General features: G+C 64.2%; 13 protein-coding genes and 1 pseudogene. 12 read left to right on the forward strand and 2 right to left on the reverse strand.

What is annotated here, in order from left to right:
- The first annotated feature begins 33 nt into the window (after positions 1-33).
- The 6 genes and pseudogenes from clpP to D5687_RS01310 all read left to right on the forward strand — a co-directional run bounded on the left by clpP (position 34) and on the right by D5687_RS01310 (position 9,037).
- Entirely contained in the window at positions 34-681 is a 648-nt protein-coding gene (gene clpP / locus D5687_RS01285) for an ATP-dependent Clp endopeptidase proteolytic subunit ClpP (RefSeq protein WP_125197929.1), read from the forward strand.
- 115 nt (positions 682-796) lie between these two features.
- Positions 797-2,125, forward strand: a complete 1,329-nt coding sequence (gene clpX, locus D5687_RS01290) for an ATP-dependent Clp protease ATP-binding subunit ClpX (protein WP_125197930.1) — start codon at positions 797-799, stop codon at positions 2,123-2,125.
- A gap of 227 nt (positions 2,126-2,352) precedes the next feature.
- Positions 2,353-4,696: pseudogene (lon, locus tag D5687_RS01295) on the forward strand (endopeptidase La); the annotation flags it as partial.
- A gap of 451 nt (positions 4,697-5,147) precedes the next feature.
- Positions 5,148-5,420: an HU family DNA-binding protein gene (locus tag D5687_RS01300; protein ID WP_125197932.1), complete on the forward strand. Its 273-nt coding sequence runs from the start codon at positions 5,148-5,150 to the stop codon at positions 5,418-5,420.
- Positions 5,421-5,745: 325 nt separating this feature from the next.
- Positions 5,746-7,674 carry a SurA N-terminal domain-containing protein gene (locus tag D5687_RS01305; RefSeq protein ID WP_125197933.1) on the forward strand — a complete coding sequence of 643 codons (1,929 nt, stop codon included), beginning with the start codon at positions 5,746-5,748 and terminating at the stop codon, positions 7,672-7,674.
- 52 nt (positions 7,675-7,726) lie between these two features.
- The gene (locus D5687_RS01310; protein ID WP_125197934.1) at positions 7,727-9,037 is read left to right on the forward strand and encodes a dicarboxylate/amino acid:cation symporter; all 1,311 of its coding nucleotides are present in this window, start codon (positions 7,727-7,729) and stop codon (positions 9,035-9,037) included.
- Between the two features lie 79 nt (positions 9,038-9,116).
- On the opposite strand, the gene D5687_RS01315 is transcribed toward D5687_RS01310, so the two are convergent.
- Positions 9,117-9,836, reverse strand: a complete 720-nt coding sequence (locus tag D5687_RS01315) for a DUF4395 domain-containing protein (RefSeq protein ID WP_125197935.1) — start codon at positions 9,834-9,836, stop codon at positions 9,117-9,119.
- A gap of 168 nt (positions 9,837-10,004) precedes the next feature.
- Positions 10,005-10,796: an enoyl-ACP reductase gene (locus tag D5687_RS01320; protein WP_125197936.1), complete on the reverse strand. Its 792-nt coding sequence runs from the start codon at positions 10,794-10,796 to the stop codon at positions 10,005-10,007.
- Positions 10,797-10,905: 109 nt separating this feature from the next.
- Here D5687_RS01320 and D5687_RS01325 point away from each other — a divergent pair, with 109 nt between their 5' ends.
- The 6 genes from D5687_RS01325 (at position 10,906) to D5687_RS01350 (ending at position 17,178) form a co-directional block, all read left to right on the forward strand.
- Positions 10,906-12,873 (forward strand): extracellular solute-binding protein, encoded by a 1,968-nt coding sequence (locus tag D5687_RS01325; RefSeq protein ID WP_125197937.1) that lies wholly within the window; start codon positions 10,906-10,908, stop codon positions 12,871-12,873.
- Positions 12,870-13,550 carry a hypothetical protein gene (locus tag D5687_RS01330; protein ID WP_125197938.1) on the forward strand — a complete coding sequence of 227 codons (681 nt, stop codon included), beginning with the start codon at positions 12,870-12,872 and terminating at the stop codon, positions 13,548-13,550. The genes D5687_RS01325 and D5687_RS01330 overlap by 4 nt, the downstream gene beginning before the upstream one ends.
- Entirely contained in the window at positions 13,551-14,609 is a 1,059-nt protein-coding gene (locus tag D5687_RS01335; RefSeq protein WP_125197939.1) for a microcin C ABC transporter permease YejB, read from the forward strand.
- A gap of 20 nt (positions 14,610-14,629) precedes the next feature.
- Positions 14,630-15,703, forward strand: coding sequence for an ABC transporter permease (locus tag D5687_RS01340; protein ID WP_125197940.1), 1,074 nt, complete (start codon positions 14,630-14,632; stop codon positions 15,701-15,703).
- A 243-nt stretch (positions 15,704-15,946) separates the two neighbouring features.
- The gene (locus D5687_RS01345; protein WP_125197941.1) at positions 15,947-16,345 is read left to right on the forward strand and encodes a winged helix-turn-helix domain-containing protein; all 399 of its coding nucleotides are present in this window, start codon (positions 15,947-15,949) and stop codon (positions 16,343-16,345) included.
- A complete protein-coding gene (locus D5687_RS01350; protein WP_125197942.1) occupies positions 16,342-17,178 on the forward strand; it encodes a ferritin-like domain-containing protein in 837 nt (278 codons plus the stop codon). The genes D5687_RS01345 and D5687_RS01350 overlap by 4 nt, the downstream gene beginning before the upstream one ends.
- Positions 17,179-17,378 lie beyond the last annotated feature (200 nt).

A 17,378-nucleotide genomic window follows, 5' to 3' on the forward strand; every position in this document is an offset into this window, starting at 1 on the left:
GAGGCGGCCGAACCGTTTATACCGAGGTGATGAATGAAAGAGGCGTTTGAAAGCCACCATGGCGGCCAACCGGAAATGAATGCCCTGGTGCCGATGGTCGTCGAGCAGAGCTCCCGGGGCGAGCGCGCCTACGACATCTACTCGCGCCTGCTCAAGGAACGGGTGATCTTCGTCGTCGGTCCGATCGAGGACCAGATGGCCAACCTGATCGTCGCTCAGCTGCTGTTCCTCGAGTCGGAGAATCCGGACAAGGACATCCACCTCTACATCAACTCGCCCGGTGGCGTGGTGACCGCCGGCATGGCGATCTACGACACCATGCAGTTCATCAAGCCGGACGTCTCGACCCTGTGTATCGGCCAGGCGGCCAGCATGGGTTCGTTCCTGCTCGCCGGCGGGGCGGAAGGCAAGCGCTACGCGCTGCCCAACTCGCGCATCATGATCCACCAGCCGCTGGGCGGCTTCCAGGGTCAGGCCTCGGACATCAAGATCCACGCCGAGGAGATCATCAAGCTGCGTGAGCGCCTGAACGGCATCCTGTCGCACCACACCGGTCAGAGCCTCGAGCAGCTCGAGCGCGATACCGATCGTGACAACTTCATGACGGCTGACCAGGCTTGCGACTACAATCTGGTCGACAAGGTGCTTACCAGCCGTCGGAAGGCCGGCAAGGCGGATTGATCCAGACTAATCAAGGCCGTCTGCGACCGCTTGCCGGCGGCGACCCCATTCAGTCGATCGGCCGAGCCGGGTAACGCTCGGCCGCATCGACCCACGAGGTTCGACGAGAACAGCCATGGCTGAGAAGACGAAAGACACGCAGGATCTGATCTGCTCGTTCTGCGGCAAGAGCCAGGACGAGGTCAAGAAACTGATCGCTGGTCCGAACATCTACATTTGCGACGAGTGCGTTGAGCTCTGCAACGACATTCTGCGCGAAGAAGTGGAAGCCGAGGGCGAGAATGGTCCGGAGCGCCTTCCGACCCCGCACGAGTTGGTCGCCGCACTTGACGAGTACGTGATTGGCCAGATGACCGCCAAACGCGCGTTGGCGGTGGCGGTATACAACCATTACAAGCGCCTGAACCTGTTCGGTGAACGTCGCCGTGAGTCCGAGGATGACGACGTCGAGTTGTCGAAGTCGAACATCCTGTTGATCGGCCCGACCGGCTCGGGCAAGACCCTGCTGGCCCAGACCCTGGCCCGCGTGCTGGATGTGCCGTTCACCATCGCCGATGCGACCACGCTGACCGAGGCGGGCTACGTCGGCGAAGACGTCGAGAACATCCTGCAGAAACTGCTGCAGCGTTGCGACTACGACGTGGAGAAGGCCCAGCACGGCATCATCTACATCGATGAGATCGACAAGATCACCCGCAAGTCGGAAAACCCGTCGATCACCCGCGACGTTTCCGGCGAGGGTGTGCAGCAGGCCTTGCTGAAGATGATCGAGGGCACCACTGCCTCGGTGCCGCCGCAGGGTGGGCGCAAGCACCCACAGCAGGAGTTCGTCCAGATTGACACCAGCAACATGCTGTTCATCGTGGGCGGGGCCTTTGCCGGTCTGGAGAAGATCATTCGCCAGCGCGTCGAGAAGGGCGGCATCGGCTTTTCGGCCGAAGTGAAGTCCGAGCTTGACCAGAAGGCCACCGACGAGCTGATGACGCAGATTGAATCGGAAGACCTGACCCGCTTCGGCCTGATCCCCGAGTTTATCGGCCGTCTGCCCGTGATCGCTACGCTCACGGAGCTCGACGAGGACGCGCTGATCCGCATCCTGACTGAGCCGAAGAACGCGCTGACCAAGCAGTACGAGCGTCTGTTCGAGATGGAGGACGTCGAGCTCGAATTCCGCGAGGACGCACTGCGCGAGATCGCGAAGAAGGCCATCCGGCGGCACACTGGCGCGCGTGGCCTGCGTACGATTATGGAGCACATCCTGCTCGACACGATGTACGAGGTGCCGTCACTGTCCAACGTCGAGAAGGTCGTGGTTGACGGCGCGGTGGTTCGCGCCGAGTCCGAGCCTTACCTCGTCTACGGCAAGACAGGGTCGGGCACCAAGCCCGACGCTGATGCCGACGAGACGGCCCCCGAGCACGACAAGGCCTCCTCGGATCGCTGATCCGATGGTTGTCCTTGTCGCATGTCCTGCACCCCGGCTTGTCCGGGGTGTTTTCGTATGCGCGCGAGATTGTGCTCAGGATGGGGCGGTTTCCTGACAGGGCGCGCTTGAAAAGCTATTCTCCGGTCATACGTTCCGGGGACGTCCCATTGACTTCCGACCGCGTGTTTTGACGCGACCGATCATCCGAATACACCGCCATCACGGCGCTACAGGTATACCCCTATATGAGTCACAGCGAACAATCCTCTGCCGTCATCTCGGGCTCGCCGCGTCAGGTCGACGTGCTGCCACTGCGCGATGTCGTCGTCTACCCGCATATGGTGATCCCGCTGTTCGTTGGGCGGCCGAAATCGGTCGCCGCCCTCGACGAGGCGGTCAAGGGCAGCAAGCAGCTCTTGCTGGTCGCGCAGAAGGACGCCGAGAACGACGATCCAGGTGTCGGTGACCTGCACGGCGTAGGCACGCTCGCCTCGATCCTGCAGTTGCACAAGCTTCCCGACGGCACCATCAAGGTGTTGGTCGAGGGCATCGAACGGGTGGAGCTCGACCGCGTGCATGAACTCGACGGGCATCTGACCGCTGAGGTTCACTCGATTGAGTCCACCTCGGAGACCGATGAGCGCGAGGTCGAGCTCGAGGCCCGCGCGCTGCTCAACCAGTTCGAGAGCTACGTGAAGCTGAACAAGAAAACCCCGCCTGAGGTGCTGACCTCGCTGTCGGGCATCGATGACGTTTCGCGCCTGGCCGATACCATTGCCGCGCACATGGCCTTAGGGTTGGAAGAAAAGCAGGCGATCCTCGAGACCATCGACCTGCATCAGCGCATCGAGCGCCTGATGATGTTGATCGAGTCAGAAATCGACACGCTGCAGGTCGAACGCCGCATCCGTGGCCGCGTCAAGCAGCAGATGGAGAAGAGCCAGCGCGAGTACTACCTCAATGAACAGATGAAGGCGATCCAGAAGGAACTGGGCGATCTGGAGGACGGTGGCAACGAGCTCGACGATCTCGAGAACAAGATCGAGAAGGCCGGCATGACCAAGGAGGCCCGCGAGAAGGCGAAATCCGAGCTCAACAAGCTCAAGATGATGTCGCCGATGTCCGCTGAGGCCTCGGTGGTCCGCAGCTATCTCGATTGGATGGTCGCGGTGCCGTGGAAAAAGCGCACACGCATCAAGCACGATCTCGAGGCGGCCGAGGCCGTGCTCGAGGCCGATCACTTCGGCCTGGAAAAGGTGAAGGAGCGGATCATCGAGTACCTCGCGGTCCAGACCCGCGTGCGCAAGATGGCCGGTCCGATCCTGTGTCTCGTTGGCCCTCCTGGCGTGGGGAAGACGTCGCTGGGCCAGTCGATCGCCAAGGCCACCAACCGCAAGTTCGGTCGCATCGCCCTGGGCGGCGTGCGTGACGACGCCGAGATCCGCGGTCACCGTCGCACCTATGTCGGCGCACTGCCGGGCCGGATCGTGCAGGCGCTCTCGAAGGTCGGCACCAAGAACCCGCTGATCCTGCTCGACGAGATCGACAAGATGGCCTCCGACTTCCGCGGTGACCCGGCCGCGGCCATGCTCGAGGTGCTCGATCCCGAGCAGAACAAGGCATTCGCCGATCACTACATGGACGTCGACATCGACCTGTCCGAGGTGATGTTCGTCTGCACGGCGAACAGCTACAACATTCCGGGACCGTTGCTCGACCGGATGGAGACCATCCGCATCGCCGGCTACACCGAGGACGAGAAGACCGAGATCGCCAAACGCTACCTGCTGCCCAAGCAGATCAAGGCCAACGGCCTGAAGGAAGGCGAGCTCAAGGTCAGCGACAACGCCATCCGCGACATCATCCGCCACTACACCCGCGAGGCGGGCGTGCGGAACCTCGAGCGCGAACTGGCGAAGATCTGCCGCAAGGTGGTGCGCGAGCTGATCACAGCCAAGGACAAGAAGGGGGTCTCGGTCACGCCGAAGAACCTCGACAAGTACCTGGGTGTGCAGCGTTTCGACTTTGGTCGCGCCGAAGAGACCGATCAGGTGGGTCAGGTCACGGGGCTGGCCTGGACCGAGGTGGGCGGCGACCTGCTGACCATCGAGGCGACCACGGTGCCGGGCAAGGGCAACCTCAAGTACACGGGCAAGCTCGGCGAGGTGATGCAGGAGTCCATCCAGGCCGCGCTCACGGTCGTGCGCGCCCGTGCCGATACGCTGGGCATCGACCCGGACTTCAACCAGAAGAGCGACATTCACGTGCACGTGCCGGAAGGCGCGACACCGAAGGATGGCCCGTCGGCGGGCAGTGCGATGTGCACCGCGATCGTCTCGGCCCTGACCGGCATCCCGGTCAAGGCGTCGGTCGGCATGACCGGCGAGATCACTCTGCGCGGCGAGGTCTTGCCCATCGGTGGCCTCAAGGAAAAGCTCCTCGCGGCACAGCGTGGCGGCATCGAGACGGTGTTGATTCCCGAGCAGAATCGCAAGGATCTCGCCGAAATTCCCGACCAGATCAAGAAGAAACTCGACATTCGCCCGGTTCGCTGGATAGACCAGGTGCTCGAGGCGGCGCTCGTGCGAATGCCGATGCCCAACGAGACCACGCCGTCCGGCGACGTGGGCTTGATCGAGAAGAAAAAGCGCGGCGGCAAGGGCAAGAACCTGGCGCACTAAGTCAGGCAACGGCCCGTGCCGGCGCGTCGTCGGTCGGGTTTGCGAACCGGTCCGCGTCCGGGTTAGGCGTCCCGTCGTGCAAGAAAACCACACCGCCCCTCCAAAAACGGAGGGGCGGTTTGTTTGCGGGGCCTTGCGACGTTCGCTGGGTTGCCGGGTGGATTCAGCGGTTTGCCTCGCTACCCGTCGCGCCAGAATGCGCGCTGCGAGGGCAATTTGCGTGTTGACACGCCGAAGGTCGCACTTGTATAACTGTTTTCGCTGTTTCCGTGCGGTGGCCAGCTGCGCCGCGTCCTGACGCTGACGCGCGGTGAGCCGGGACCCGAACAGACATTTTTTTCACCAAGGGATGACAAGGTATGAACAAATCTGAACTGATCGATGCGATGGCCGACAACGCTGGTATTTCCAAGTCAGCGGCCGCGAGTGCCCTGGATGGCTTCATCGATGCCGTTGGTGGCGCGCTGAAGAAAGGCGATCAGGTCACGCTGGTTGGCTTTGGTACTTTCCTGGTTCGCGAACGTGAGGCCCGGACCGGCCGCAACCCGCGCACCGGTGAGACGATCAACATCAAGGCATCCAAGCTGCCGTCTTTCAAGGCAGGCAAGGGCCTCAAGGACGCGGTCAACTGATCGATCCGAACGGGATATATACGGGATGCGGGCCGGAATGACGGCCCGACACCCGACGAGAAGGGGCGGCAACGCCCCTTTCTTTTTGCCTGGCGCATGGGCAGGCACGGACGTGGGATGGAGATCCCGCCCGAAAACCTGGCGGCCGTCGGTCGACCGAACGCCGGGCTTGCCCGAGTCCGATTCCCCTGAGATAAGCGGTGGCATGGGTTGGCGGCGTCGCCCCTGCTATCATGCGGCTCGATTTGCGCCGATCATCGGGCCGTCGGATTGACGGCCGCGCCCCACACCACCAAGACAGACCCGAAGCGGGAGTGACGTAGACATGTTGATGGATATCCGCGAGAAGATTCGCGGCTGGCTGGCTTATGTAATCGTTGGTTTGATCAGCATCCCGTTCGCGTTGTGGGGTGTGGGCGAATACCTGGGTGGCGGCAAGGACACGCTGGTAGCCGAGGTCGAGGGCGAAGAGATTACCGCCCGTCAACTTGACCAGGCCTTCAGCGAGCGCCGGCAGCAGCTGATCGCTCAGAGCGAGCAGAAGGTTACCGCCGAGATGATCGAGCAGATGGGGCTCAAGCGTCAGGTGCTCGACCAGATGATCAACGAGCGCCTGCTGGTCCAGTTCACCCGGGAACAAGGCTACACGGTCCCCGATGGTCTGGTGGCCGCCACGATCCGTGGCATCTCCGCCTTCCAGCGCGACGGGCAGTTCGATCGCGAGGCCTACGAACGTCGCTTGGCCCAGCAGGGCATGTCGGTCGATCAGTTCGAGAACGACGTGCGACGCGACCTACTGTTCAACACCCTCGACAATGCCTTGGTCGGCAGTGCCTTCGTCACCGAACCTGAAGTGCGCCAGCTGGTCGCCCTGCGTGATCAGTCGCGTGAGATCGGACTGGTGCGTATCGATCGGCAGGCAGTTGCCTCCGGCATCGACGATCCCGACGAGTCGACCCTGAAGGCCTACTACGACGAGCGTGTCGAGGCCTTCCAGCGGCCCGAGCAGGTCAAATTGGCCTACGTCGAAATTACGCCGGAGAAGCTTGCCGCCTCCCAGGAGGTCAGTGATGCGGCCCTGCAGTCTGCCTACGAGGACTATCGTGAGCGTCAGGCCGACGAGGCCGTGCGTCGTGCCCGCCATATCCTGATCCAGCTGCCCGGCGATGCCGATGCCGCCACGGTCGACGAGGCGCGTGAGCGCCTGGAGGCGGCTCGCGAGGCAATCGAGTCGGGTGAGACCACCTTCGAGGAAAAGGCCGCCGAGCTGTCGGATGACGGTAGTACCCGCGATAGTGGCGGTGACCTCGGTCGCGTCGGCGAAGGGGAGATTGCCGAATCCTTCGACCGTGCCGTCGCCGAACTGGGCGAGGGCGAGATCAGCGAGCCGGTGCGTACGCGCTTCGGTTGGCACCTGATCCAGGTCTACGAGGTCAGTCAGGCCGAAGTGCCTCCGTTGGAAGAGGCGCGGGGCGAGCTGATCGAGCAGCTCAAGCAGGACGCCGCCGAGCGTGCCTACTACGACGCCGCAGAGCAGCTGGCCAGCGTGAGCTACGAGCAGCCGGACAGTCTGGTGCCGGCCGCCGAGGCCGTCGGTCTGGAGATCGAGACCAGTGACTGGATCAGCCGGGAAGCGGGAGACGGCATCGGCGAGCGTCGTGCCGTGCGCGAGGCCGCCTTCGAGGAGGCGGTGCTCGAGGAGCGCTTCAACAGCCAGCTCGTCGACCTGGACAACAGCCACGCCGTGGTCCTGCGTGTCGAGGAGCATCGTGAGGCCCAGCCGATGCCGTTCGAGGAGGTCCGCGACCAGGTCGTCGCTCAGTGGCGCGCCGAGCAGGTCGAGGCGGCAATCGTCGAGCTGGCCGAGGCGATCGAGTCCGATCTCGTCGCGGGCAAGGATCCGGCCGAGCGTGTGGCCGACATCGATGCGGCCAGCTGGACCCCGGCGCAATGGGTGGGTCGAGGCGATGCCAATGAGGCGATGCCGGCCGACGCCCTGTCGGCGGCCTTTGGCCTGCCCCGGCCTGGCGATCAGGCGGTCAGCACGACCACCACGCAGTTGTCCGACGGCGATGCTGCCGTGGTCGTTCTCAGTGGTGTGCGTGCCGGCGAGCCGTCCGAACTGGACGCCGAGACCCGCAACCAACTGGCCGGCCAGTTGGAAAACAACCAGGCCAATCGTCTGATCGATGCCTTCATGCGCTCGTTGCGCGCCGAGGCAGACGTCCAGATTCGCGAAAACGCCTTCGATTGACGGCAGCCGTCCACGCCCGCCATGAGGGTGGTGGGCGAGAAGGAGTGATTGCATGGCCTTGCACTGGCAGATCCTGACCGCGCTGGCGGCAGCCTTCCTTTTCGGCGCCGTGTTCGGCACCGAGGCGGCCGGCATTCCGTTGCTGGCCATCTACGATTTCGTCGGCGGCTTGTTCCTCGACGCGCTCAAGATGCTGATCGTGCCGTTGATCACCGCGTCGATCATTACCGGCGTCGCGAGTATCGGCAGTGCTGGTGGGGTTGGCATGATGGCCGGGCGCACGGTCATCTACTACCTGTTCTCGACCACCCTGGCCGTCACCACGGCCCTGATGGTGATGAACCTGTTCCAGCCGGGGATTTCCGGCGGCCAACCGTTGTCGGAAACCGTCGCGCTGCCGCCGATCGGTGACGAGGTCAGCGGCCGGCTTGAGGGCAAGGAGCTATCCGAGTTCTTCAACATCCTGCGCGACATGGTGCCGTCCAACATCGTCCAGGCCGGGGCCGAGGCGCAAATGCTGGGCTTGATTTTCTTTTCGGTCCTGTTCGGTATCGCGCTGACCCGTGCGACCTCGCCGGGGATGCAGACGGTCAAGGACTTCTGGGCCGGCGTGCAGGACGTGATGATCCAGATCACCCACTGGGTGATGAAGACCGCGCCGATCGGCGTGTTCGCGCTGGTGGCCGGCGTGATCGCCGAAAGCGGCCTGTCGGTAATCTTGCCGCTGATCGACTTCTTCCTGGCCGTGGTCATGGGGCTGGCGATTCACGCCTTGGTGGTCCTGCCGCTGGTACTGTGGCTGGTTACGAGGCGTTCGCCGATCCGTTTCATGCGCGCGATCTGGCCGGCCTTGCTGGTCGCCTTTTCCACCTCTTCGTCGGCCGGTACCTTGCCGATCACCCTGCAGGCGCTCACGCAGCGGGCCGGCGTGTCACGCGAGACCTCCTCGTTCGTGCTGCCTCTGGGCGCGACCATCAACATGGATGGGACGGCGCTCTACGAGTGTGCCGCGGTGCTGTTCATCGCCCAGGCCTACGGCGTTGACCTGTCGCTGTCGATGCAGGTGTTGATCGTCGTCCTCGCCCTGGTCACGTCGATCGGCGTGGCTGCCGTGCCGTCGGCGAGTCTGGTCGCGATCGCCCTGATCCTCGGTGTCCTCGGCCTGCCGCTGGAGGCCATGGGGCTGTTGCTGGTCGTCGACCGCTTGCTGGACATGCTGCGCACCTCGGTCAACGTCTACAGCGATGCCACCGGCGCGGTGATCGTCGCTCGCCTGCGTGGCGAGGACCGCATCCTGATGGATACGCGTCCTGACGAGGGCGCCGAGTCCGGTGAACTGGCCGGGACCGTCGAGCGCGGCTAAGGTCGGATGAATCCATGCGCAGCAAAAAGCCCGCCGATGGCGGGCTTTTTCGTTGGGGCCAAGCCTCGGCCGGATCAGTTCAGTATTCGAGGCTGTCCAGGTCGATGGTGTCGAAGTTGCGGTCGTCTACCTCGACGTTGTCCTGGATGTTCCATAGGTTGTACTCCGGAATCGCCCAGAGCAGGCCGAGGAAGGCCACCACGAGGATTACCTGCCACCACTTGATCCGCTGGATCGGCTCGAGCTGCTTGATGCGGCAGGCGCCGCCCGGGCAGAGCTGCGCCTGCTTGCCGGTGAGCAGGTTGTAGGCCACGCAGCCCAGACAGATGCCGAAGGCCGACTCGAAGGCCAGGAACAACAGGCAGGCCGAGCAGCCGACCAGGTTCAGCAGGCCGGTATTCGCCTCGACGAACACCACCCAGATCATGAAGGCCGCGATCAGCAGGCCGATCCCCCAGGCCACCCGTTTCTGCGGAGCCCCGACGTATTCGACCTCCTGGTTGCGCGTGATCAGGCGACCCATGATCATGAACGGCGCGTACTGCGGATTGATCAGCACCCGGACGCCGAACTCCACCGTGAAGGCGAGGATCAACAGGCGCTCCCACATGAAATCACCGCTGAGAAACCCCTGGGCGAAGGCAAACCCCGCGAACAGCGCCAGCAGACCGGCGGCCGCTCGCGCCTCGCGCTCGTTGATGACCCGGACCGGGTACTCGTCGACCTGTTCGCCAAAATGAAAGACCTTGCGGATGCCGGTATCCATCGTCCCTGTTTCCTCCAGTATGTCCTGATTCACTGATATTCCTAGTTAACTGATCTTGGTGGTGGGAAATGTTCTTTTCCAATCAAAGTTTTCTCGGCCGTACCTCGTGTTTTTATCGGTCTTGCCAGTGCGTGCGGGCGAGGTAACGAAAAAGGGCGCCCGAAGGCGCCCTGAACTCGCGTCGCTACCGACTGGGCCGGGTCAGTCTTCGCAGCGACCCATGCCGGTGATGAAGTAGCCGGAATCGACGTGCACGTTCTCGCCGGTGATCCCGGAGGCCAGGTCCGAGCAGAGGAAGGCAGCCGTGTTGCCGACCTGCTCGATGGTGACATTGCGACGCAGCGGGGCATTCGTGGAGACGTAGTCGAGGAAGCCCTTGAAGTCGCCGATACCCGAGGCGGCCAGCGTCTTGATGGGGCCGGCCGAGATCGCGTTGACACGGATGCCGCGCTCGCCGAGCTTGGAGGCGGCCAGGTAGCGGACCGTGGCCTCGAGCGAGGCCTTGGCCACGCCCATGACGTTGTAGTTCTTCATGACGCGCTCGGCGCCGAGGTAACTCAGGGTGAGCAGGGCGCCTTCATCACGCATGTACTTCTCACCGGCCTTGGCCAGGGCGGCCAGCGAGTAGGCCGAGACGTCGTGCGCTTGGGCGAAGGCCTCACGGGACATGCCGTCGAGGAAATCACCGTCGAGCGCCTCGCGCGGGGCGAAGGCCATCGCGTGGATCACGATGTCCACGCCTTCGGGCCAGTGCTCGGCCAGCGCCGGGAACAGCGCGTCGACCTGTGCGTCATCGGTGGCGTCCAGCGGCAGGTAGATCGAGGATCCCAGATCCTTGGTGGCCTTCTCGACCTTCGGCTTGAAGCGGTCGTTGAGGTAGGTGAAGGCCAGCTCGGCACCTTCGCGGTGCATGGCCTCGGCGATGCCGTAGGCGATCGAGCGGTTGTTGGCAATGCCGGTAATCAGGGCGCGCTTGCCGGATAGGAATCCCATGGGTCTCTCCTGTTTTCCAAAGGTGGGGGCGGCGGCATCGATGAGGGCGGGTAAAAACGCCCGGTGATGCTTGGCCTGCGTTCGACTTTCACCGTATTGTATTCGCCTGATGAGCAACAAGCATCCCACAGCCGCCAGATTGCGGCCGATCGATTGTATCGAGGCGGCCGATCCCCCCGTTGAGGGGACAAACTGCCTGTTGCCCGACCGGCGTGCGTTCCTGCGCCGGATTGCCGGGCTGGGTGGCCTGGCCGCGATGTCGACCCTGCCGACGCTGACAAGGGCCGCCGGCTTTGCCGAGGGATTGGGCTATTCGCCTGCCTACCCGGTGGAATTCCCGCATTTCGATTACGTCAATCCGGCCGCCCCACGCGAGGGATCCCTGACGTTGTCGGTATTCGGCTCCTTCGATTCGCTCAATCCCTTCCTGCTCAAGGGGTTGGCCGCCGCCGGCACCAACACCTTGCTCTTTGACACGCTGGTGGTGCGGGCCTGGGACGAGCCGTTTTCCGTCTACGGCCTGCTGGCCGATCGGCTCGAGCTGGCCGATGATGGCCTGTCGGCGACGTTTCGCATCAACCGCGAGGCGCGTTTCGTCGATGGACGGCCGGTCACCGCCCGAGACGTGGTGTTCAGTTTCGAGACCTTGGTGGGCGAGGCCGGGCACCCGCGCTATCGTTACTACTGGGCCGACGTGGCGGGGGCCACGGCGGTCGACCCCTTGCACGTGCGGTTCGATTTCCGTCGCGCAAATCCCGAGTTGCACATGATCATTGGCGAACTGCCGGTGTTTTCCCGGGATGCCCTGATCGACGTCGATTTTGCCGAGCATTCGCGCACGCCGTTGCCGGGCAGCGGCCCCTACCAGATCGAGGCGGTCAACTTCGGTCGCAACATCCGCTATCGCCGTCGTGACGACTACTGGGCGCAGGATCTCGGCGTGAACCAGGGCATGCACAACTTCCGCACGCTGGGGTTCAAGTACTACAAGGATGAGACGGTGGCGCTCGAGGCGTTCAAGGCCGGCGAGTTCGACGTCTTCCATGAAACCAATTCCAAGCGCTGGGCACGCGCCTACCACGGCAAGCCGTTTGACCAGGGGCGCATCCGTCGCCGCGAGATCCCGCATCGCAACAACGCCGGCATGCAGGGGTTTGCCATGAACACCCGCCGGTCGCTGTTCCAGGATCGACGCGTTCGCCGTGCACTCAATCTCGCCTTCGATTTTCATTGGTCGAATGTGCACCTGTTCTACGGTCAGTACAGTCGTTGCGAGAGTTACTTCGCGAACAGTGAGCTGGCCGCACGGAACATACCCGAAGGCACCGAGCTCGAGTTGCTGGAACCATTCCGCGAGCAGTTGCCGCCCGAGTTGTTCGAGCAGGCGCACGTGGTGCCGTTCGCGCCGAATCCCGAGATCCAGCGACAGCACCTGGTCGAGGCCCAGCAACTGCTGGCCCAGGCCGGCTGGGGGTTGGAAGACGGCAAGTTGCGCAACGCCGACGGTCAGGCATTTTCCTTCGAGATCATGCTGTCGCAGCGCGGCTTCGAACGCATCGTCGCGCCGTTTGCCTACAACCTGCGTCGGTTGGGCATCGATGTCTCCTACCGAACCATCGACGTAGCCCTCTACCAGCGGCGCATGAACCGCTTCGAGTTTGACATGACCGTCGTGTCCTACGGCCAGTCGCAGTCGCCGGGTAACGAGCTGCGCGAGATGTTCGGCAGCGAATCGGCGCAACGTGAGGGCTCGAGGAACTACAGTGGTATCGACGACCCGGCGGTCGATGCGATGATCGATGCGGTGATTTACGCCGAGGATCGTGGGGCCCTGGTTACCGCCTGCCGCGCGCTCGATCGGGTGCTCATGTGGAACGAGTACCTGGTGCCCAACTGGTACATCGGCGCGCATCGGTTGGCGTGGTGGAACCGCTTTGACTACCACGACGAGCCGCTGCCGCGTTATTTCAGTGGGGCGGAATGGGTGATGCAGACCTGGTGGGAGACACACGCCGAACCCCAGCCGGGGCCGGTGGTCAACGACGTGAGCAGCCTGAATGGAGGGAGCCCGTCATGAAAACAAACGACCGGCCGGTGTCACGCACCGACTCGCCTGATTGGATCGGTGCGGGGCGAATGGCCCCGCTGTTGGCCCTGTTGGCCCTGGCAGCCGTCGTGGTACTGGCTGGCTGCGCCGGTCCGCGCTATGCCACCGAGGTGCGCTACCTGCCACCCACGAGCCAGGCGGGGCTGTCCTGCCTGCAGGGCTGCCAGACCGACATGCAGGCCTGCCAGTCCGATTGCCAGTCGCGTCGGCAGAGCTGCATCGCCGGCATCGGCCCGCAGGTGGATGCCGCCTTCGATCAGGCCCTGCGCCAGTACGACGCCGAGCGGCGCGTCTACATGCGCGAGCGCCAGTACTACCAGCTCGACCGCGCCATGCAGTTCGGGCTGTACCGTGACCCGTTCTACTACGGCTACCCGGCCTCGTTCTGGTTCACCGACCGCTTCCACGACGACCCGCCGATACCGCCCGAGGCGCCCAGTCGCGAAGCGATTCGCGCGGCGGTGATCGACCAGGAATGCAACATCGATTGCGGCTGCCAGGCCGCCTTCGACCAGTGCTACGTCGGCTGCGGCGGGCAGGTCGAACGTCGCGTGGTCTGCGTGGAGAACTGCGATGGCGAGGCGCCGGTCTCACGCATCCCGGCCAGCCCGAACAGCGGACCCAACGACAGGGGCGGAGCAGAGTAGATGGGCGCCTATATTGCCAAGCGCCTCGCCCTGATGATCCCGACCTTGTTCGGGATCCTGCTGATCTCGTTTGCCGTGATTCAGTTTGTCCCCGGCGGGCCGGTCGAGCAGCTGATGATGCAGTTGAAGGGCGGCACGCAGGGCGCGGCGGCCGAGTCCGGCGGGCAGTTCACCGGCGGGCTCTACCGCGGGGAACAAGGCCTGGGCGAGGAGCAGATCGAGCAGTTCCGCGAGTTCTACGGCTTCGACCAGCCGGCCTACCAGCGCTTCGGCGATATGCTCGGTAACTACCTGACCTTCGATCTGGGCGAGTCGTACTTCTACCAGCGGTCCGTCGGCGAGCTGATCGTCGAGAAGCTGCCGGTCTCGATCAGTCTCGGGGTGTGGACCTTCCTGCTCACCTATCTCGTCTCCATCCCCCTCGGGGTGGCCAAGGCGGTGCGCGACGGCAGCAAGTTCGACTCGATCACCTCGACGGTGATCCTGGTCGGCTACGCCATCCCGGGCTTCGTGCTCGGCCTGGTGCTCTTGGTGCTATTCGGCGGCGGCAGCTTCGTGCAGTGGTTCCCGCTGCGTGGGTTGACCTCGGACAACTTCGAGCAGCTGTCGCTGATGGGGAAAATACTGGATTACCTCTGGCACCTGGTGCTGCCGATCACGGCGATGGTGGTGGGCAACTTCGCGGTGATGACCATGCTGACCAAGAACAGCTTCCTCGAAGAAATCCGCAAGCAGTACGTGCTCACCGCGCGCGCCAAGGGCCTGGCCGAGCGCACGGTGCTCTACCGCCACGTCTTTCGCAACGCGCTGATCCCGATCGTCACCGGTTTTCCGGCGGCGTTCATCGGTGCATTCTTCACCGGCAGCCTGCTGATCGAGACCATCTTTTCGCTTGACGGGCTGGGGTTGCTCTCCTACAACGCCGTGCTGCAGCGTGACTATCCCGTGGTGCTGGGTACGCTCTACGTCTTCAGCCTGATCGGGTTGTTCGGCAAGTTGCTCTCCGATCTGGTGTACGTCTGGGTCGACCCGCGGATCCACTTCGAGGCGGTCCGCTGATGAGGGAGGAAGGAGCCTAGATGTCGATCGTCGATGCAGGAGCGGATACCGCCGTCGCCAAGGGCGCAGGCACCGAGGGCCAGGTCTCCACGGCCGCTCGGGCCTGGAAGCGCTTTCGTCGCCATCGTCGTGGCTGGATCAGCCTGTGGGTGTTTCTCGCCCTGTTCGTCCTGAGTCTTGGTGCCGAGCTGATCGCCAATGACCGTCCGCTGCTGGTCCAGTACCAGGGCGAGATGCTGTTCCCGCTGTGGAACGACTACCCCGAGACACGCTTCGGCGGGGATTTCGCGTCGACGGCCGACTACACCGATCCGCACGTCATCGAGCTGATCGAGCGTGAGGGCTGGGTGATTCGCGCTCCGATCCCGTTCTCCTTCGACACCATCGACTACTACAACGAGGAGCCCAATCCGGCCGCTCCCAATAGTCGCCATCTGCTGGGCACCGACGATCGCGGTCGCGACGTCGCCGCACGGCTGATCTACGGGTTTCGCATTTCGGTGCTGTTCGCGCTGGCGTTGACGGTGATCGGCACGGCGATCGGCGTGCTCGCCGGGGCGGTGCAGGGGTATCTCGGCGGCAAGACCGATCTCGTTTTCCAGCGTTTCATCGAGGTCTGGGCGGCGCTGCCGGAGCTTTACCTGCTGATCATCTTCGCCTCGATCTTCGAGCCGTCGATCGGGCTGTTGTTGGCGTTGCTGGCGCTATTCGGCTGGATGGGGCTATCGGATTACGTGCGCGCCGAATTCCTCAAGGGGCGGAACCTCGACTACGTGCGTGCCGCCCGCGCGCTGGGGGTGTCGGGCCCCCGGTTGATGTTCCGCCACTTGATGCCCAATGCCATGACCCCGGTGATTACCTTCCTGCCATTCCGCATCTCCGGGGCCGTGCTGGCGCTGACCAGCCTCGACTTCCTCGGACTGGGCGTGCCGCCGTCTACACCCTCTCTGGGCGAGCTGCTCTCGCAGGGCAAGTCGAACATCGACGCCTGGTGGCTGTCGGTCTCGACCTTCTTCGTCCTGGTGGGCACCCTGGTTCTGTTGATCTTCGTTGGCGAGGCCACCCGCGACGCGCTCGATACCCGTCGCGGCTGATCGGGGCCCGCCGTAGGAGCGGCTTTAGCCGCGAAACCCTCAGGTGCCAAAACCAGACCCTCGCGCCTGAAGGCGCTCCTACGATATTTTTCGGCGAGGTAGCGGGCCGCGTCCGCGGCCGTCCCGGCCAGAATGCGCTCGGGCTCGAATTCATCGGGCTTCCCTTGCCACCCGGTCGGCCCGCTCGGGTATCATGGGGCACAGAAATTCTCCCCCATCCGCCCCGTCACGGATCGATCGCGCATGCCGAAGAAATCCCGCCAGAATCGCCTTCCCGGACAGGCCTATGCCCCGGGCATCCACGCCCGTCTGTGGCTGATCGACGAGGCCGGCGAGCACTACCTGGGGGTGGGCAAGGTGCGGCTGATGGAGGCGATCGACGAGTTGGGTTCGATCAGCCATGCCGCCCGCACCCTGGGCATGAGCTACAAGCGCGCCTGGTCGCTGATCCAGGAGGTCAACCAGCTCGAAGACGAGCCGTATGTCGCCAAGGAAGTCGGTGGCGCCGGCGGTGGTCACGCCACCGTGACCGAGACCGGGCGGGCCGCGATCGCCCGCTATCGCCAACTCGAGGACGACCTGCGCGACTTCTTGAGCCAGCGCGCCCAGAAGCGTGGTGCCAAGCGGGGAGGGCGGGCATGACCGACACGCTCCGCGAGCGCGCCGGCCGGGCCCTGCGCGACAACGATCCGGCGACCAAGGCCGATGCCGTCCGCGCGCTCCATGACGAGGCGATGGCCATGCCGGATGCCCAGGTGCCGCTCCCGCCGGCGTCGGTCGAACCGGTCCCCGACCCGGGCCGCCCGGAGCGCCCAACGCTGGTCGCACCCCGCGACGTGCCCAAGCGCGGCCCGGCCACGCTGGAGGGCCGCGCGTCGATGGCGCATTCCTTCGCGCATATCGAGTTCAACGCCATGAACATCGGCCTGGATGCCTGCTATCGCTTCGATGTGATGCCGGCGGATTTCTACCGTGACTGGCTGTCGGTGGCCCGCGACGAGGCCAAGCACTTCGAGTTGCTCAATGCCTACCTGCGCGAGCGCGGCTACGAGTACGGCTCCTTCCCGGCCCACGCCAGCCTGTGGGAAACCGTTCACGGCACCGAGCACGACGTGCTGGTGCGCATGGCGCTGATCCCGCGCGTGCTCGAGGCCCGCGGGCTGGACGTGACCCCCGGTATCCAGCGCAAGCTTGCCCAGTACGACGACCAGCCGCTGATCGACATCCTCGACGTGATCTACAACGAGGAAATCCAGCACGTCCACATCGGCACGCGCTGGTTCCGCTACGCCTGCGAACAACGTCGCGTCGACCCGCGCACCACCTTCCGTGAGCTGTTGCAGCAGTACATGGCCGGGCGCATCCGCGGGCCTTACGACGAGGTCGGCCGCAAGGCCGCCGGCTTTACCGACGGCGAGATGCAGGATCTCAAGGACATGGAAGCCGAGACGCTGGCCATGCTGGAGGGCAAATGAGCGCTTTTCGCATGACGCGTCACCAAGCCGATCCTGCCGCCTCTGCCCGTAGGAGCGCCTTCAGGCGCGATGGTCTGGCATTGGTACCTGCGGGTATCGCGGCTAAAGCCGCTCCTACGGTAATGGCGATGTTCCGTGCGAGCTTGCCCTGCAAGCGAACCGCGCCGCCGGCGCGGGTCCCGGCTTCCGCATGCCGCCGC

Origin of the sequence: Guyparkeria sp. SCN-R1 (assembly GCF_003932495.1) — a bacterium.
In the GTDB taxonomy this organism is placed as follows: domain Bacteria; phylum Pseudomonadota; class Gammaproteobacteria; order Halothiobacillales; family Halothiobacillaceae; genus Guyparkeria.

Coding starts and splice junctions, on each gene's coding strand:
- D5687_RS01300 (WP_125197932.1), top strand. CDS start 5,148: ATGAACAAATCTGAACTGATCGATGCGATGGCCGACAACGCTGGTATT.
- D5687_RS01345 (WP_125197941.1), top strand. CDS start 15,947: ATGCCGAAGAAATCCCGCCAGAATCGCCTTCCCGGACAGGCCTATGCC.
- D5687_RS01340 (WP_125197940.1), top strand. CDS start 14,630: ATGTCGATCGTCGATGCAGGAGCGGATACCGCCGTCGCCAAGGGCGCA.
- D5687_RS01310 (WP_125197934.1), top strand. CDS start 7,727: ATGGCCTTGCACTGGCAGATCCTGACCGCGCTGGCGGCAGCCTTCCTT.
- D5687_RS01350 (WP_125197942.1), top strand. CDS start 16,342: ATGACCGACACGCTCCGCGAGCGCGCCGGCCGGGCCCTGCGCGACAAC.
- D5687_RS01320 (WP_125197936.1), bottom strand. CDS start 10,796: ATGGGATTCCTATCCGGCAAGCGCGCCCTGATTACCGGCATTGCCAAC.
- D5687_RS01325 (WP_125197937.1), top strand. CDS start 10,906: ATGAGCAACAAGCATCCCACAGCCGCCAGATTGCGGCCGATCGATTGT.
- clpX (WP_125197930.1), top strand. CDS start 797: ATGGCTGAGAAGACGAAAGACACGCAGGATCTGATCTGCTCGTTCTGC.
- D5687_RS01305 (WP_125197933.1), top strand. CDS start 5,746: ATGTTGATGGATATCCGCGAGAAGATTCGCGGCTGGCTGGCTTATGTA.
- clpP (WP_125197929.1), top strand. CDS start 34: ATGAAAGAGGCGTTTGAAAGCCACCATGGCGGCCAACCGGAAATGAAT.
- D5687_RS01330 (WP_125197938.1), top strand. CDS start 12,870: ATGAAAACAAACGACCGGCCGGTGTCACGCACCGACTCGCCTGATTGG.
- D5687_RS01335 (WP_125197939.1), top strand. CDS start 13,551: ATGGGCGCCTATATTGCCAAGCGCCTCGCCCTGATGATCCCGACCTTG.